The following is a 14,715-nucleotide window of genomic DNA, read 5'->3' as shown; positions in this document are numbered from 1 at the left end:
CCTCGATGGTCTCCCGCTCGTCCGCCACTTCCCCTCCGAGCAGGTGGCCGCCGGGTTAGCGGTGTGGAAACGTTCGGAGCCACGGTACGGCCCCGGCGGTAGCGTGACGGAGCGGGAACGTCGCGGCGCGCCGTGACGAGGGAAGGCCGGGGCCGGAGCTGCATCGGGGCCGGAGTCGCGGGCGGGACGGGGCAAGGGGAGTCAGTCGGGTGCGAGGCCGTCGCGGCCAGAGCGAGCAGGTGGCGCGCGCGCTGGCCGCGCGCGACGCGCTGATCGAGGCGTTCTACTCCGTCGACCGGGGGCAGCGCGACCTGCGGGCGCGGGTATCGGCGGCTGCCACCCTCGACCCGCACGGGCCGGGCGGCCGCCTGACCGCGCAGTTCGCGCCCCTGGACAAGGCCGCGGACATGCTGGGCGCGGCCTACATCGCGGCGATCGACGCCCATCCGCTCGACGACGAGGGCGCCCCGCAGTCGCCCGGCGCGGCGGCGGCCGCCTTCGACGCCGTGCTCGAGCGGATGCGGCGCTGCTCGGCCGAGCTCGACGCGTTCGCGGCCCGCTCGGCGGGCGCGCTCGCAGCCGTGGACGCCGCCCTCGCCGAGCTCCCGCCCCGGGTGCAGTCGGCGCGTACGGCTCTCGCCGCGGCCCGCGGGGCCGTGTCCGGGCTGGAGCGGGCCGGGCTGGAGCCGGCGGAGGCGGGGCGGCTGCTGGCTGCTGCCGAGCAGGACGCGGCCCAGCTGGAGGCGGGGGCGGCGCGGCTCGGCATCGCCGGCGCGCTGCAGCTCGCCGCCCGCGTCACCGAGCAGGCCGAGCGCGCGCGGGCCCAGGCGGAGGACCTCCCGCGACAGTGGGAGGCCGTACGCCGCCGGCTGGCGTCGCTGCGGACCCGGGCCGACGCGCTCGCGCACCGGCTCGACGGGCTCGGGCCGGCGCTGTCGGCCCTGCGCCGGGGATTCGTGCAGGCGTCCTGGCAGGACGTCGAGGCGGCGCTGCCCGGGGCGCGCGAGCAGGTCGCACGGGCACGCGAGCTCCTGGGCGAGGCGGACGGGCTGGCCCGCCGCGGTGACCGCGCCGGGGCGGAGCGGGCGGTGCAGGCGGCCGCTTCGGCGCTCGACGACGCTGACGACGCGGTGTCGGAGGTGGGCCGCCGGCGCGAGCGGCTGGAGGCCGTCGCCGCCGACCCGTCCGCGGCCCTCAAGGCGGCGCGCTTCGCCGTGCGGGACGCGCAGCGGCTCGCGCTGGCCGGCGCGGAGCCCCCGACGCCGCGCTGGGTCGCCGCGCTGGACTCGCTCGCGCTGCGCCTGGACCGGGCGGCCGAGTCCGTCCATGAACGCCCGCACCCGGACTGGTGGGCCTACCTGCGCGAGCTGGACGCGGTGGCCGCCGGCGCGGCCTCCGTCGTGGGCGAGATCCGGTCCGCACGCGCCCGCTGAGCTGCGAGGGGCGCCGCGGGCGTGCGAGCTGCGTCACGCGTGATCGCAGTAGGCTCGCGGAACCAGCCGCCACATCCACGGCGTTCTACGCCTCGAAGCTGTTGGGCGTACGTTCGCCCACGATCACCATCGGAGGTCCCTCGTGGGAGTCAGCCTTTCCAAGGGCGGGAATGTCTCGCTCACCAAGCAGGCAGGGCCGTCCGGCCTCAGCAACGCCGTCGTCGGCCTGGGCTGGGACGTCCGCACGACGACGGGCACGGACTTCGACCTCGACGCCTCGGCCATCCTCGTCAAGGCCGACGGCAAGGTGCTCTCCGACCAGCACTTCATCTTCTTCAACAACCTGAAGAGCCCGGAGGGCGCGGTCGAGCACACCGGCGACAACCTGACCGGTGAGGGCGAGGGCGACGACGAGCAGATCAAGCTCACGCTGCCCGCGATGCCGGCCGAGGCCGACAAGGTCGTCTTCGCCGTCTCCATCTACGACGCCGAGACCCGGTCGCAGAACTTCGGCCAGGTGCGCAACGCGTTCATCCGCGTCGTGAACGGCGACAACAACGAGGAGCTGGCCCGCTACGACCTCTCCGAGGACGCCTCCACCGAGACGGCCATGGTCTTCGGCGAGGTCTACCGCAGCGGCGCCGAGTGGAAGTTCCGCGCCGTCGGCCAGGGCTACGCCTCCGGCCTGCGCGGCATCGCCTCCGACTTCGGCGTCGGGGTCTGACCTCCCGCTCTCCCTCGGCGGCGCAGCCGCCGATCGCACGGCCCGGCGTTCCCGTAGGGGCGCCGGGCCGCTGCATGCGCCCGATCAGCCCGCCGGCGCGGATACGCTTCGCCGGAATGTCCGCTGCTCCGCTCCGGAGCGACAGTCGCACTCGAGGAGAGTCGTGATCCTGCGCACCTTCGGATGGTCGTTCGGCATCACTGCCGTCGGCCTGGTGGCCGCCCTGCTGCTCGGCGGCCCCGAAGCCCTGGTCCTGGTCGCCATCCTGTCGATCCTCGAGATCTCGCTGTCGTTCGACAACGCTGTCGTCAACGCCAAGATCCTCGTCCGGATGTCGGACTTCTGGCAGAAGATCTTCCTCACCATCGGCATCGCGATCGCGGTGTTCGGCATGCGGCTCGTCTTCCCGCTGCTGATCGTCGGCATCACGGCGCAGCTGTCGCCGATCGAGGCGATCCGGCTCGCGAACGAGGGCGGCAGCGCCGAGGAGGAGGGGAGCTACGCCTACCTCCTGCACGAGGCGCACCCGGACATCGCCGCGTTCGGCGGGCTCTTCCTGCTGATGCTCTTCCTGGACTGGCTCTTCGACGAGGAGCGCGAGCACCACTGGCTCGGCTTCCTGGAGCGCCCGCTCGCCCGCCTCGGCCAGCTCGACGCGCTCGCCGTCGTGCTGGGCCTCGGTGCGCTCGCGGTCGCGGCCGAGACGCTCGCGGAGGAGCCCGGGGAGGTGCTGCTCTCCGGTGTCCTCGGCGTGATGACCTACCTGCTGGTCAATGGCCTCGGCAGCCTCTTCGAGAGCCAGGGCGCCCTCGGGGACGACGAGGAGGACGCCGCTCCGGCCCGACGCAGCGGCCCGTCGCAGGTGGCGAAGGCGACCGGCAAGGCCGGCTTCTTCCTCTTCCTCTACCTCGAGGTCCTCGACGCTTCGTTCTCGTTCGACGGCGTCATCGGCGCGTTCGCGATCTCGAACAACATCTACATCATCGCCGCAGGCCTCGGCATCGGCGCGATGTACATCCGTTCGCTGACCGTCTACCTGGTCCGCAAGGGCACGCTCTCGCAGTACATCTACCTCGAGCACGGTGCCCACTGGGCCATCGGCGCGCTCGCGGTCATCATGCTTGTCTCGATCGGCCACGAGGTGCCCGAGGTCGTCACCGGCCTCATCGGCGTCGCCTTCATCGGGGCCGCGCTGCTGAGCTCTCTGCAGCACAACAAGAAGGTCGGCCACGGCGAGGTCGTGACGCTCGACGGGCACATCGAGGAGCACGAGACCGCGATCCCGCGGGTCTGACCCCCGAGCGCGAACGACGACGCGCCTGCGGCCGCTCGGCCGCAGGCGCGTCGTCGTCCGGAGGGAGGTCCGAGCAGGCTCAGCGCACCAGCCCGCGCTGGCGGGCCTGCTTGAGCCACTCCGGGTACTCGGTCATGAGCAGGTCGAACAGCGCGTCGTCGGAGATGTTCGCCGGGTCCTCGACCGCGAAGAAGTCGGCGTTGTCGAGGTAGCGGCCCGACATGTCGTCCAGGCCCTCGAGGAACGCGAACTCGCTGCGGCCGCCCCCGAGGCTGAATCGCGAGGGCCGGGCGTCGACGGACTTGCTGCTCCGTCCGATGGCCATGAACTGCCAGAAGAGCGGTTCGTACGAACTCGACATCACGTGACCGCGCGTGACGTCCTCGTCGAAGGTCGCGCCGTCGGTGATGAACATGACGTAGACCGGGACGTCGGACAGCGGTGACGAACGGGGCGCGTCCGAGCCGAAGTAGTGCTTGCGGACGATGCCCATGGCCTTGCCGTAGTAGGTCCCCGCCTCCAGCTTGTGGGAGCTGAGGATCTCGCGGACGTAGGCGCTGTAGTTGTCCGGGCTCATCGAGCCGGCCGTGTAGGCCTTCTCGCCGAACACGAAGCAGTCGATGCTGGCGTCGTCGTCGAAGCGCATGCCGAGCGCCAGCACGCGCTCGGCCAGGGCCTGGATCTTGCCGCTGGAGTAGAGCCGGTGCATCGAGCCGGAGATGTCCAGGCAGATGGCCACGCGCGCCGTGTGCTCGCCGAGGCCCTTCTTCTCCAGGGACACCGCCGCCCGCTTGGTCAGGTCGAGCAGCTTGCGGTCGCCGCGCTGCTCCAGCTTCTTCTCCAGGTTGACCAGCTGCTGCTTCTTCAGCGAGATGGCAGGGGCGGCAGCGGCGGCGGGGGCCGGTGCGGGCGCCGCGGCGGCCGGCTCGTCGTCGACGCTGATGCCGAAGTCGGTGGCCAGCCCGGCCAGGCCCGAGGCGTACCCCTGCCCGACCGCGCGGAACTTCCACTGCCCGCCGCGCCGGTAGAGCTCGCCGAACACGAAGGCGGTCTCGGTGCTCGCGTCGCCGATGTCGAACCGCACGAGCTCGGCCCCGCTGTCGGCGTCGAGCACCCGCAGGTGCAGGCCGGGGACGCTGCCGAAGGGGCCGCCGTCCGAGGACGCGCCGATCACGACCCGCTCGATGACCGGCTCGACCACGCCCGTGTCCACCGAGATGCCGTCGGACGCGGGGCCCGAGCCGGCCTGCTTGCCCGTGTGGCGTACGGCGCCGGAAGGGTGCTGGGGCTGGTTGTAGAAGACGAAGTCGGTGTCGGAGCGCACGCGTCCGTCCGCGGTCAGCAGGAGTGCCGACGCGTCCACGTCCGGGACGCCGGGGCCGGCCTGCCAGCCCAGGACGGCCGTGACACGGGTGGCCGGGAGCGGGACGTTTGCCCCCTTGGCGAGAGTCGTCATCGTCGAATCCTGCCTCACGTCGGATCATGCGTCGTCTGGGGAACGCACAGGGCTCGCCGATCGTCGCCGCACCGACGGGTCGTGTGTCCACAGCCTCACGTCGTCCGGCTCCGCGCGCGGGCCGGGTCCGGCTACCGTTCGCTGGACGGCGACGCGCGCCGGCCGGAGCCTGGGGACCGGCGCGAGCTAGCCGGGACGACCAGCCGGCCCTTTGAGCAAGCAGAGGGAGGGAGAGGCAATGCGCCACTTCGACCACGTGCCTGCGCAGGTGCGCGAGCACCTCTTCCACGTGCAGCCCTCCTGGTTCGACCGGTCCAGCGACCCGGCGACGCTCGCGGTGGCGCTCGGCGCGACGCTGTACTCGCCGGCCAACCGGCCGCGCCTCGCGGACGACATCGCCCGCCAGGCGCGGGCCGGCGTGCGGAGCCTGGTCGTGTGCCTGGAGGACGCCGTCCCGGACGAGGAGGTCGACGCGGCCCAGTCCCACGCGGTGGAGCAGTTGCGCGCCCTCGCCGCCGGAGCGCCCGACGACGCCCCGCTGCTCTTCGTCCGGGTGCGTCGGCCCGAGCAGATGAGCCAGATCGTGCACGCGCTGGGGGCCTCCGCCTCGATCCTCAGCGGGTTCGTCGTGCCCAAGTTCACGGACCTGTCGGGGGTGGCCTACCTCGACGAGCTGGCCGAGCTGCGGGCGGCCACGGGGCTGCGGCTGTTCCTCATGCCGGTGCTGGAGTCGCCGGAGATCGTCTACCGTGAGACGCGTACGGACGTCCTCGTCGGCGTCGCGCGCCTGCTCGGCAAGCACCGCGACATGGTCCTGGCCGTGCGCATCGGCGCCACCGACCTGTGCAGCGCCTACGGCATCCGTCGCGACAGGGAGCTCACGATCTACGACGTCCACCCGGTGGCCAGCGCGATCGGCGACATCGTCAACGTGCTCGGCCGCAGCGACGAGTCCGGCTTCGTGGTGACCGGCCCGGTGTGGGAGTACTTCTCCACCCAGGAGCGCGTCTTCCGGCCGCTGCTGCGCACGACGCCGTTCGAGGAGAACGACGCGCGCAACCTGCGCCACGACCTGGTGGACCGCGGCATGGACGGCCTGCTGCGCGAGGTCCAGCTCGACCGGGCCAGCGGCCTGACCGGCAAGACGGTGATCCACCCCAACCACGTCGGCGTGGTGCACGCGATGTCCGTCGTGAGCCACGAGGAGTGGAGCGACGCGCGGGACGTGCTGGAGAGCGCCAGCCGAGGCGGGGTCAGCCGTTCGGGCTACGGCAACAAGATGAACGAGAGCAAGCCGCACACCTCCTGGGCGCAGCGCACCATGCGCCGGGCCGAGGTCTTCGGGGTCGCCGCCCAGGACGTCACGCACGTGGACCTGCTGGCCGCGAGCGTGGGCGGGTGAGCGACAGCCTCGGCGGCTCCGTGCCGTGGACGGGGGAGTGGGCGAGCCGGGAGCTCGGCATCGGGCTGCGCACCACCGGCTCGGCGCTCGGGCTGCGGCTGGAGGACCTGCTCGGGCTCGCCCTGCGGCGCAACCCGCGTCGGGCGCACCTGCTCGTCTCCCGGGTGCTGGGCAAGCACGTGCCGACGGACCCCCGGCTCGTCGACGCCTGCGGCCTGCTGCTCGGCCGGCTCGTCGCCCGGACGCTCGCCGTCCCGCCCAGTGCCCACGGCGCGGGAGCCACGGGCGTTGCGGCCACTGAAGCTCCGGCCAGCGATGCTCCATCCGCCGACGCTGCGCCCGCCGACAGCGACGTGTCCCCGGCCCCTCGGGTGCGCCCCCTGCTCGCCGCGGCGCTCTCCGGCGGGCAGGAGCAGACGGCCGAGCTCTGGCGACGGCTGCGCAGCGACGCCCCGCCCGAGGCCGGCGCGGCAGAAGCCCCCTCATTCGGCGCGGCCGCGCCCGTCGTGCTGGGGTTCGCCGAGACGGCCACCGCACTCGGGCACTGCGTCGCCGACGCGCTGGGCGCCGCGTACCTCCACTCCACCCGCCGGTCCGTGCCGGGGCTCGCGCCCGCCGCCGGCTTCGAGGAGGAGCACAGCCACGCGACCAGCCATGCGCTGCTGCCGGCCGACCCCGGCCTGCTCGCCGGGCCCGGGCCGCTGGTGCTGGTCGACGACGAGCTCAGCACCGGCCAGACGGCGCTCAACACGCTCGCGGCCCTGCACCGCGAGCACCCGCGCGACCGCTACGTCGTCGCCGCGCTCGTCGACCTGCGCACCGACGAGGACCGGGAGCGGCTGCAACGGTTCGCGGCCGAGCTCGGCGCGAGTGTCGAGGTCGTCGCGCTCGCGGTCGGTGAGGCGGAGCTTCCGGCCGGCCTCCACGGCCGGGCGGCCGAGCTCCTCGCGCAGCTGGGTGAGGCGCGCTCCGGGGCCCGTGCGCCCTCGGCGGAGGCGGCGCCCGCCCCGAAGCCGCACCGGCTGCACGCGCCCTGGCCTGCCGGGCTGCCCGAGGGCGGCCGGCACGGGTTCGGCCCCGGGGACCGGCCGGCCTTCGACGCGGCGGTCGCGCAGACGGCGAAGGCGCTGCAGGACGCCCTCGGGCCCGTGCTGACGGACGGCGGCCGGGTGCTGGTCCTCGGCAGCGAGGAGCTGCTCTACGCGCCGCTGCGCATCGCCGCGGCGCTCGCCGAGCGCATACCCGCAGCGCAGGTGCGCTTCTCCTCGACGACGCGGTCGCCCGTCCTGGCGGTCGACGACCCGGGCTACGCCATCCGTACGGCGCTCACCTTCCCGTCGTCCGACGACCCCGCCGACGGCCCCGGCCCGCGCTACGCCTACAACGTCGTCCCGGGCGCCGGGCAGCCGGACGTGGACGCGGTCGTGCTCGTCGTCGACGAGGCGGCGGACACCCCTGCGCTGCACGCCCCGGACGGGCTGCTCGCCGCTGTCGCGCCCGTCGCCGCGCAGGCCGTGCTCCTCGTGCTGCCCACGAGCACCCCGGGCCGGGCTCGCACACAGCCGCAGGCCGGCTCCTCCGGCGGGCAGCCGGGCCTGCCCCGTGCGCGGTCACGGCGGCTCCCGTCGCCGCTGCGCGGCCCGCAGTTCGGCTCCTACGCCGCCGACGAGGTCGGCTGGCTGCTGACCGACCTGTCCGGCGTCCCGCTCGAGGCGCCCGTCGAGGAGCGCGAGGAGGCGATCCAGTCCGGCGGGGCGCACTACGCCGAGTCCCTGCCGGTCGAGTACCAGCCGACCGCCGCCTATCAGCAGCTCTTCGCCGCGGCGCTCGACGCGTCCGCCGGCCGGCTCGCCCACGCCGTCGGCGTGGTCACCGAGACCGTGCTCGCCGAGCGTGGGCGCGGCGCGGTGCTCGTGAGCCTGGCCCGGGCCGGCACCCCCGTCGGCGTGCTCATGCGACGCTGGGCGCTCGCCCGCGGCGTGGACCTGCCGCACTACTCGGCCAGCATCGTGCGCGGGCGCGGCATCGACGAGGTGGCCCTGCGCTGGCTGGCCGCGTCCCACCGCCCGGAGGACGTCGTGTTCGTCGACGGCTGGACGGGCAAGGGCGCCATCGCCCGCGAGCTGCAGGCGGCGCTCGACGGCCATGCCGAGCGCACTGGCGTCCGCTTCGACCCGGGCCTGGCGGTGCTGGCGGACCCCGGGCGCTGCGTCGAGGTCTTCGGCACCCGAGACGACTTCCTCATCCCGTCGGCCTGCCTCAACTCGACGGTCTCCGGGCTGGTCAGCCGCACGGTGCTCAACACGGCGCTGATCGGCCCGGACGACTTCCACGGCGCCAAGTTCTACGCGGAGCTGGCCGGCGCCGACGTCAGCGCGCGCTTCGTCGACGCGGTGTCCGCCCGGTTCGACGAGGTCCGGGCGCAGGTCGAGCGCGACTGGCCACGCCTCGCGGCCGCGGACCGGGCCCCGACCTGGGAGGGCTGGGCGGCGGTGGAGCGGGTCAGCGCGGACTACGGCATCCACGACGTCAACCTGGTGAAGCCCGGCGTCGGCGAGACGACACGGGTCCTGCTGCGCCGCGTCCCCTGGCGGGTCCTCGTGCGCCGGGACGCCGAGGCCGGGCTCGCCCACGTGCTGCTGCTCGCGGAGCAGCGAGGTGTGCCCGTCGAGGTCGTGGACGGCCTGCCCTACAGCTGCGTGGGGCTGATCCACCCCCGCTACACGCGCGGGGCGACGGGAGCGGACGGCCGCGTGGCGGCAGGCGCAGAGCAAGGAGCAACAGCATGACGAGCGAGACGACGAGCCCGGGGGACACGCAGCGGACGGTGCCCGGGCCCACGCCCGCGGTCGCGGCGTGCGACCTGGACCGGACCCTGATCTTCTCCGCGCGCGCCCTCGGGCTCCGCGTCCCCGACGCGCAGGCGCCGCAGATGCTCGTCGCGGAGGTCTACCACGGCGAGCCGCTCTCCTTCCTGACCGCGGAGGCCGGCCGCCTGCTCCAGGAGCTCGCGGCTGCGGCGGTGCTCGTGCCGACCACCACGCGCACCCGCGACCAGTACGCCCGGGTGCACCTGCCCGGGCCGCCGCCCCGCTACGCCGTCTGCGCCAACGGCGGGCACCTGCTCGTCGACGGCCAGCCGGACGAGGACTGGCGGCGGCAGGTCGACGCGGCGCTCGCGGCGGCGTGCGCCCCGCTGCCGGTCATCACCGAGCACCTGCGCAAGGTGTGCGACCCGCGCTGGACGCGCAAGCTGCGCATCGCTGAAGACCTCTTCTGCTATGCGGTTGTGCAGCGCGACGAGATGCCGGTGGGCCTCGTCGCCGAGCTGTCGATGTGGGCCGAGACGCAGGGATGGACCGTCTCGCTGCAGGGCCGCAAGCTCTACCTCGTCCCGCGGCCGCTGACGAAGTCCGCCGCCATCGTGGAGGTCGTGCAGCGGGTGGGTGCGGGCCGGGTGCTCGCCGCCGGTGACTCGCTGCTCGACGCCGAGCTGCTCGAGCTGGCGGACGCCGGCGTCCGCCCGGCGCACGGCGAGCTGCACGACCAGGGCTGGAACGCCCCGCACGTCGGCGTCACCCAGAGCTCCGGCGTGATGGCCGGCGAGGAGATCGCCGGCTGGCTGCTGGACCTGGTGCGCTGACGCTCGAGGGCACCGGAGCCTGAGGCACGCGGCGACCCGCTCGGGCAAGCCCGGTAGAGCGGGTGCGCGGTCGCGCTCGCCCGCTGCCAGGATGGTGCGCGTGCACGTCCCGTTGCGACTCGGCGAGAAGGTCGTGGTGGGCGGCCGGGTCGCCACCGTCACGCCGACGGCCCTCGCCTGGCTCCCGCGGGCCCGCGCCCACCTCGTCGAGGTCGCCCTCGCCGGCGAGACCCTCACGTACGGCGAGCTGCGCGAGGAGCTCGGCCTTCCCTACCTGGTGCAGGGCATGGGGCGTTTTCTCGACCTGCTGTCCGAGGACTGCCGCCGGCGGGGCGAGCCGTCCCTCGCGAGCCTCGTCGTCAACGCGTCCACCGGAGAGGTCGGCGGCGCGTTCGCCGGTGACGGCGCGTCCGAGCGGGCGCTCGTGCACGCCCGCCGGACGTGGTCCTGAGCTGCGTCAGCGGGCCAGCAGCCCCCGGACCGCCTTGAGCACCTCCGCCGGCGCCTCCTCGGCCATGAAGTGGCCGGCGGAGACGAAGGTGTGGTCGAGGTCCGACGCCCACGCGCTCCAGCGCGCCACGGCCGCCTCGCTGAAGCCGGGGCCCCAGTCCTGCTGCAGCACGGCCACCGGCATGCCCAGCTTCCTGCCGGCGTCCCGGTCGGCGGCGTCGTGCTCGAGGTCGACAGTGGCGGAGGCGCGGTAGTCGGCGACGATCGAGGGCACGGCGGCGCGGCAGGCGTCGAGGTACTCCGCCCGCACGTCGGCGGGGATGGCGTCAGGGTCGTTGGCCCAGATGTCGAGGAAGTACCCGAAGAACGCATCTGCTGAAGCGGAGATCATGGCTTCGGGCAGGCCGGGCGGCTGTGCCATCAGGTAGAGGTGGAACGCCACGGCCGCCGACGTCCCGTGCAGGACCTCCCACGAGTCCAGCATCGGAAGGATGTCGAGAGCGCCCAGGTGCGTGACGACGTCGGGGAAGTCGAGGCCCGCGCGGATCGCCACGAGGCCGCCACGGTCGTGGCCGACGAGCGCGAACCGGTCGTGGCCGAGCGCCCGCGCGACCGCGACGACGTCGGCGGCCATCGTCCGCTTCGAGTACGCCTGCCCGTCCGTGTCGGCCGGCTTGTCGCTCGCGCCGTAGCCGCGCAGGTCCGGGCAGATCACCGTGTGGTCGGCCGCGAGGTCGGCGGCGACGTGCCGCCACATCAGGTGGGTCTGCGGGAAGCCGTGCAGCAGCACGACCGGGCTGCCGGCCCCGGCCACAGCGACCGAGAGCGCGACCCCCTCCGCGACCTCGACGCGCTGCTGCTGGAACCCGGGGATCGTCCGTGCCATCTGCCTTCTCCTGTCCGCTCGCCGTCGGCGCTCGCCGTCCGTGGGACCACGATCCGTCAGCCCGATCAGCAGCCGGTCAGCGTCCGCTGAGGCAGCGGTCAGCGTCAACCGAGCCGGCGGGCAGCGGCTGCCGGTGCAGTACGGTCGGGCCGAGATGGTGACGTTTCGCGTGCTGGGGCCGCTCGAGGCGTACGACGGTGGCCGGCCGCTCGACCTCAAGGGACCGCGCCACCGGGCCGTGCTCGCCCGGCTGCTCGTCGCGCGCCGCCGCGTCGTCCCCGTCCGGCGGCTGATCGACGATCTGTGGGAGGACCCGCCGGAGGCTGCGCTCGGCGCGGTGCAGACCTTCGTCGGAGCGTTGCGCAAGGCCCTCGAGCCGACCCGGCCGCCGCGTACGCCCTCGCACCTGCTCGTCACGGCGGCGCCCGGCTATGCGCTGCGGCCGGCCGCCGACGCGGTGGACGCGTGGCGGTTCGAGGACGAGGTCGCGCGGTCCGGCGCGCTGCTCGACGGAGGGCAGGCGGCCGAGGCGCACGCGGTGCTCGACGCGGCGCTGGGCAGCTGGAGCGGCGGGGCGTACGCGGAGTTCGCGGACCTGCCGTGGGCGCGCGCCGAGGCCGCTCGGCTGGACGAGTTGCGGCTGCTGGCGGTCGAGCGCCGCGCGGCGGCGGCCCTGGCGCTCGGGCGGGAGGCGGCGGCGGTGCCGGGGCTGGAGGCGCACGCCGCCGCCCATCCGCTGCGGGAGGAGGCCTGGCGCCTGCTGGCGCTCGCGCTCTACCGCAGCGGCCGGCAGGCCGACGCCCTGGCGGCCGTGCGGCGGGCACACGACGTCCTGCGCGCCGAGGTCGGGGCCGACCTCGGCCCGGCGCTGCAGCAGCTGCAGGCCGACATCCTGGCCCAGTCACCGCGGCTCGCCCTCGTGGCGCCGCCGCCGGGTGCCGCCCGGCCGCCGGCAGTCGAGCTGCTCCAAGCCCCAGCGCCGGCCGCACCGGGCGGCCTGAACGGCCCCGACAACGCCGTCTTCGTGGGACGGGCGGACGAGTTGGCGCAGCTGGAGCGCGCCGCCGCCGCGGTGCTCGCCTACGGGCGTCCGCACGTGGCGCTGGTCTCCGGCGTCGCGGGAGCCGGCAAGACCGCGTTGGCGCGGGCGGCTGCAGGGCGGCTCGCGGCAGCGGGCTGGGCGGTGGCCTGGGGAGAGTGCCCGGAGCTGGCCGGAGCGCCGGCCGCGTGGCCGTGGGCGCAGGCGCTGCGCGAGGCGGGCGTCGACTGGCCGGAGGACGCGGTCCCACTGCCCACCCGGTTCGCGCGCGCCCGGGCCGCGGTGGGCCTGGTCGCGCGCGCGACGGCGGACCGGCCGCTGCTCGTCGTCCTCGACGACCTGCAATGGGCCGACGACGACGCGCTCGCGCTGCTCGTGGCCCTGTCCGCCGCGCCCGCCGCCGGTCGCCTGCTCGTGCTGGGGACGTACCGGTCGACCGAGCTCTCGCCCACGCTGACCGAAGCGCTGGGCCGGCTGGCCCGCCACGAGCCGACGCGGGTCTACCTGGGGGGCCTCGGCCTCGAGCAGGTCGCGCAGCTCGCGACGGCGGTCGGGGCGCGCCCACTCTCGCCGGAAGCACTACGGCAGATGCACGTCCGTAGTGGTGGGAACCCGTTCTTCGTCCGCGAGCTGCTCGCCGTGTGGGACGCGGAGGGCGAAGGAGCGTTGCAGTCGGTGCCTCCCGGCGTGCGCGACGTCCTGCGTCACCGCCTCGCCGGGCTGCCGGCGGCGGCCCGCACGCATCTGCGCCAGGCCGCCGTCCTCGGCGTTGATCCCGACCTCGACGTCCTGGCCGCACTGGCCGGCGACGAGGAGCTGGTGCTGGAGTCCGTGGAGGCCGCGCTGCTCGCCGGGTTCCTCGTCGAGTCGGACGCCGAGCGGCTGCGCTTCGCGCACGCGCTCGTGCAGGAGACCCTCTACGACGAGCTGCCGCAGGCCCGGCGCGCGCAGTGGCACGCGGCGGCGGGGGCCTACCTCGTGCGTGAGCGGCCGGACGAGGTCGAGGCCGTCGCGTTCCACCTGGTGCGGGCGGGTAGCCGGGCGGCGCCGGAGGACGTCGCGCACTACGCGGCGGCCGCCGCCCGTTCCGCCGAGCGACGCACGGCTGTGCACGAGGCAGCCCGGCTCTGGGGCGAGGCGCTGGCTGCGCTCGACCGCTGGGGGTCGGGCGGGCCGCGCCGGCAGCTCGAGGCGCTGATGGGGCGGGTGCGCGCGCTCGCGGTCACCGGGCGGCTCGCCGAGGCCCGCCGGCACCGGGCCGCCGCTCTCGACGCCGTCGAGTCGCTGGACGACCCGGTCCTCGTGGCCGCGGTGCTCGGGTCGTTCGACGTGCCCGCGGTCTGGCCGGTCAACGACGACGACGAGCTGTCCGCGCGGATCGTCGACGTCGCCGAGCGTGCCCTCGTCCGGCTTCCCGCCGGCTCCGACGCCGAGCGCGTGCGGCTGCTCGTCACGGTCGCGATGGAGCGGCGGGCCGACGAGACCCCGCGGGGCCGCGCCGCGGCCGACGAGGCGGAGCAGCTGGCCCGACGGCTCGACGACCCGCTGCTGCTGGCGCTCGCGCTCAACGCGCGGTTCCTGCAGGCGTACGCCCGGGCGGGCCTCGCGCCCGAGCGCGCGGCGATCGGCGCTCAGCTGCTGCAGGTCGCCGGCGAGGACGACGGCCTCGCGCCCTTCGCGGTGCTCGGGCACCTGGTCCTGCTGCAGTCGGCCTGCGCGCTCGGCGATCTCGACGCCGCCGACGAGCATGCCGCCGCGGTCGACCGGATCGCTGAACGCTACGACCTTCCCGCGGCAGGGACGTTCACGGCCTGGTACGCCGCGCTCCGCCTCGCGGTGACCGGGGAGCGCGCGCCCGCGGAGGCTGCCTACCGACGCGCCGCGGCGAGGCTCACCGGCGCCGGGATGGCCGGGGTCGAGCACGGCATCCTCGGCCTGGCGCTCGCGACGCTGCACGGCGGCGACGGGGAGCCGGAGGAGTGCGGCCCCTATGCGGAGTGGGTGCGCCCGGTGGCCCTGCTCGCGCGCGGGGACCGGCAGGCGGCGCGCGCGGCGCTGGACGAGGTACCCACGTCGCCGCGGGACCTGCTCTTCGAGGCCCGCAGCTGCCTGCACCTGCTCGCCGCCGTCAAGCTCGGCGAGCTCGCGGCGGTGGAGCGGTCGTACGCCGCGCTGCTGCCGGCCGCCGACGAGCTGGCCGGGGCGGGGAGCGGGCTGGTCACCCTCGGCCCGGTGGCGGAGTTCCTCGGCCGGTCGGCGGCGGCCCTCGGGCGTCGGGATGACGCCGCCGCGCACTTCCGACAGGCTGTCGAGGTCGCCCGGCGCGCCGGGTCTGCGCGGTGGGAGGCCGCCGCGGCGCAGGCACTGGCACAGCTCGAGGCCGATTGA

Annotated in this window: 10 protein-coding genes; 8 read left to right on the top strand and 2 right to left on the bottom strand. The window is 75.1% G+C overall.

Annotation, left to right across the window (positions count from 1 at the left end):
- Window positions 1-209: 209 nt before the first annotated feature.
- From G9H71_RS04290 to G9H71_RS04280, 3 genes are all read left to right on the top strand, one after another.
- The gene (locus tag G9H71_RS04290; RefSeq protein ID WP_166278274.1) at window positions 210-1,433 is read left to right on the top strand and encodes a molecular chaperone DnaJ; all 1,224 of its coding nucleotides are present in this window, start codon (window positions 210-212) and stop codon (window positions 1,431-1,433) included.
- Between the two features lie 142 nt (window positions 1,434-1,575).
- Window positions 1,576-2,157, top strand: coding sequence for a TerD family protein (locus G9H71_RS04285; RefSeq protein ID WP_166278271.1), 582 nt, complete (start codon window positions 1,576-1,578; stop codon window positions 2,155-2,157).
- A 163-nt stretch (window positions 2,158-2,320) separates the two neighbouring features.
- The gene (locus tag G9H71_RS04280) at window positions 2,321-3,451 is read left to right on the top strand and encodes a DUF475 domain-containing protein (RefSeq protein WP_166278267.1); all 1,131 of its coding nucleotides are present in this window, start codon (window positions 2,321-2,323) and stop codon (window positions 3,449-3,451) included.
- A gap of 79 nt (window positions 3,452-3,530) precedes the next feature.
- Here the strand turns inward: G9H71_RS04280 and G9H71_RS04275 are convergent, their stop codons facing one another.
- The gene (locus G9H71_RS04275) at window positions 3,531-4,907 is read right to left on the bottom strand and encodes a VWA domain-containing protein (RefSeq protein ID WP_166278264.1); all 1,377 of its coding nucleotides are present in this window, start codon (window positions 4,905-4,907) and stop codon (window positions 3,531-3,533) included.
- A gap of 238 nt (window positions 4,908-5,145) precedes the next feature.
- Between G9H71_RS04275 and G9H71_RS04270 the strand changes: the two genes are divergently transcribed.
- The 4 genes from G9H71_RS04270 to G9H71_RS04255 all read left to right on the top strand — a co-directional run bounded on the left by G9H71_RS04270 (window position 5,146) and on the right by G9H71_RS04255 (window position 10,403).
- Window positions 5,146-6,309: an HpcH/HpaI aldolase/citrate lyase family protein gene (locus G9H71_RS04270; RefSeq protein ID WP_166278261.1), complete on the top strand. Its 1,164-nt coding sequence runs from the start codon at window positions 5,146-5,148 to the stop codon at window positions 6,307-6,309.
- Window positions 6,306-9,098: a phosphoribosyltransferase gene (locus G9H71_RS04265; protein ID WP_331272737.1), complete on the top strand. Its 2,793-nt coding sequence runs from the start codon at window positions 6,306-6,308 to the stop codon at window positions 9,096-9,098. The genes G9H71_RS04270 and G9H71_RS04265 overlap by 4 nt, the downstream gene beginning before the upstream one ends.
- Window positions 9,095-9,952 (top strand): HAD family hydrolase, encoded by an 858-nt coding sequence (locus tag G9H71_RS04260; RefSeq protein ID WP_166278258.1) that lies wholly within the window; start codon window positions 9,095-9,097, stop codon window positions 9,950-9,952. Before G9H71_RS04265 ends, G9H71_RS04260 begins: the two co-directional genes overlap by 4 nt.
- 100 nt (window positions 9,953-10,052) lie before the next feature.
- A complete protein-coding gene (locus tag G9H71_RS04255) occupies window positions 10,053-10,403 on the top strand; it encodes a hypothetical protein (protein ID WP_166278255.1) in 351 nt (116 codons plus the stop codon).
- 6 nt (window positions 10,404-10,409) lie between these two features.
- Here the strand turns inward: G9H71_RS04255 and G9H71_RS04250 are convergent, their stop codons facing one another.
- A complete protein-coding gene (locus G9H71_RS04250) occupies window positions 10,410-11,288 on the bottom strand; it encodes an alpha/beta fold hydrolase (RefSeq protein WP_166278252.1) in 879 nt (292 codons plus the stop codon).
- 154 nt (window positions 11,289-11,442) lie between these two features.
- Here G9H71_RS04250 and G9H71_RS04245 point away from each other — a divergent pair, with 154 nt between their 5' ends.
- A complete protein-coding gene (locus G9H71_RS04245) occupies window positions 11,443-14,715 on the top strand; it encodes a BTAD domain-containing putative transcriptional regulator (protein WP_166278249.1) in 3,273 nt (1,090 codons plus the stop codon).

Source organism: Motilibacter deserti, from assembly GCF_011250635.1.
GTDB lineage: Bacteria > Actinomycetota > Actinomycetes > Motilibacterales > Motilibacteraceae > Motilibacter_A > Motilibacter_A deserti.
The sequence above is the reverse complement of the archived record's forward strand: the minus strand, read 5'-3'. Positions and strand labels throughout refer to the sequence as shown.

What these genes read in the sequence shown, in the direction of transcription:
- G9H71_RS04275 (WP_166278264.1), bottom strand. Translation starts at nt 4,907, where the DNA reads ATGACGACTCTCGCCAAGGGGGCAAACGTCCCGCTCCCGGCCACCCGT.
- G9H71_RS04270 (WP_166278261.1), top strand. Translation starts at nt 5,146, where the DNA reads ATGCGCCACTTCGACCACGTGCCTGCGCAGGTGCGCGAGCACCTCTTC.
- G9H71_RS04260 (WP_166278258.1), top strand. Translation starts at nt 9,095, where the DNA reads ATGACGAGCGAGACGACGAGCCCGGGGGACACGCAGCGGACGGTGCCC.
- G9H71_RS04250 (WP_166278252.1), bottom strand. Translation starts at nt 11,288, where the DNA reads ATGGCACGGACGATCCCCGGGTTCCAGCAGCAGCGCGTCGAGGTCGCG.
- G9H71_RS04245 (WP_166278249.1), top strand. Translation starts at nt 11,443, where the DNA reads ATGGTGACGTTTCGCGTGCTGGGGCCGCTCGAGGCGTACGACGGTGGC.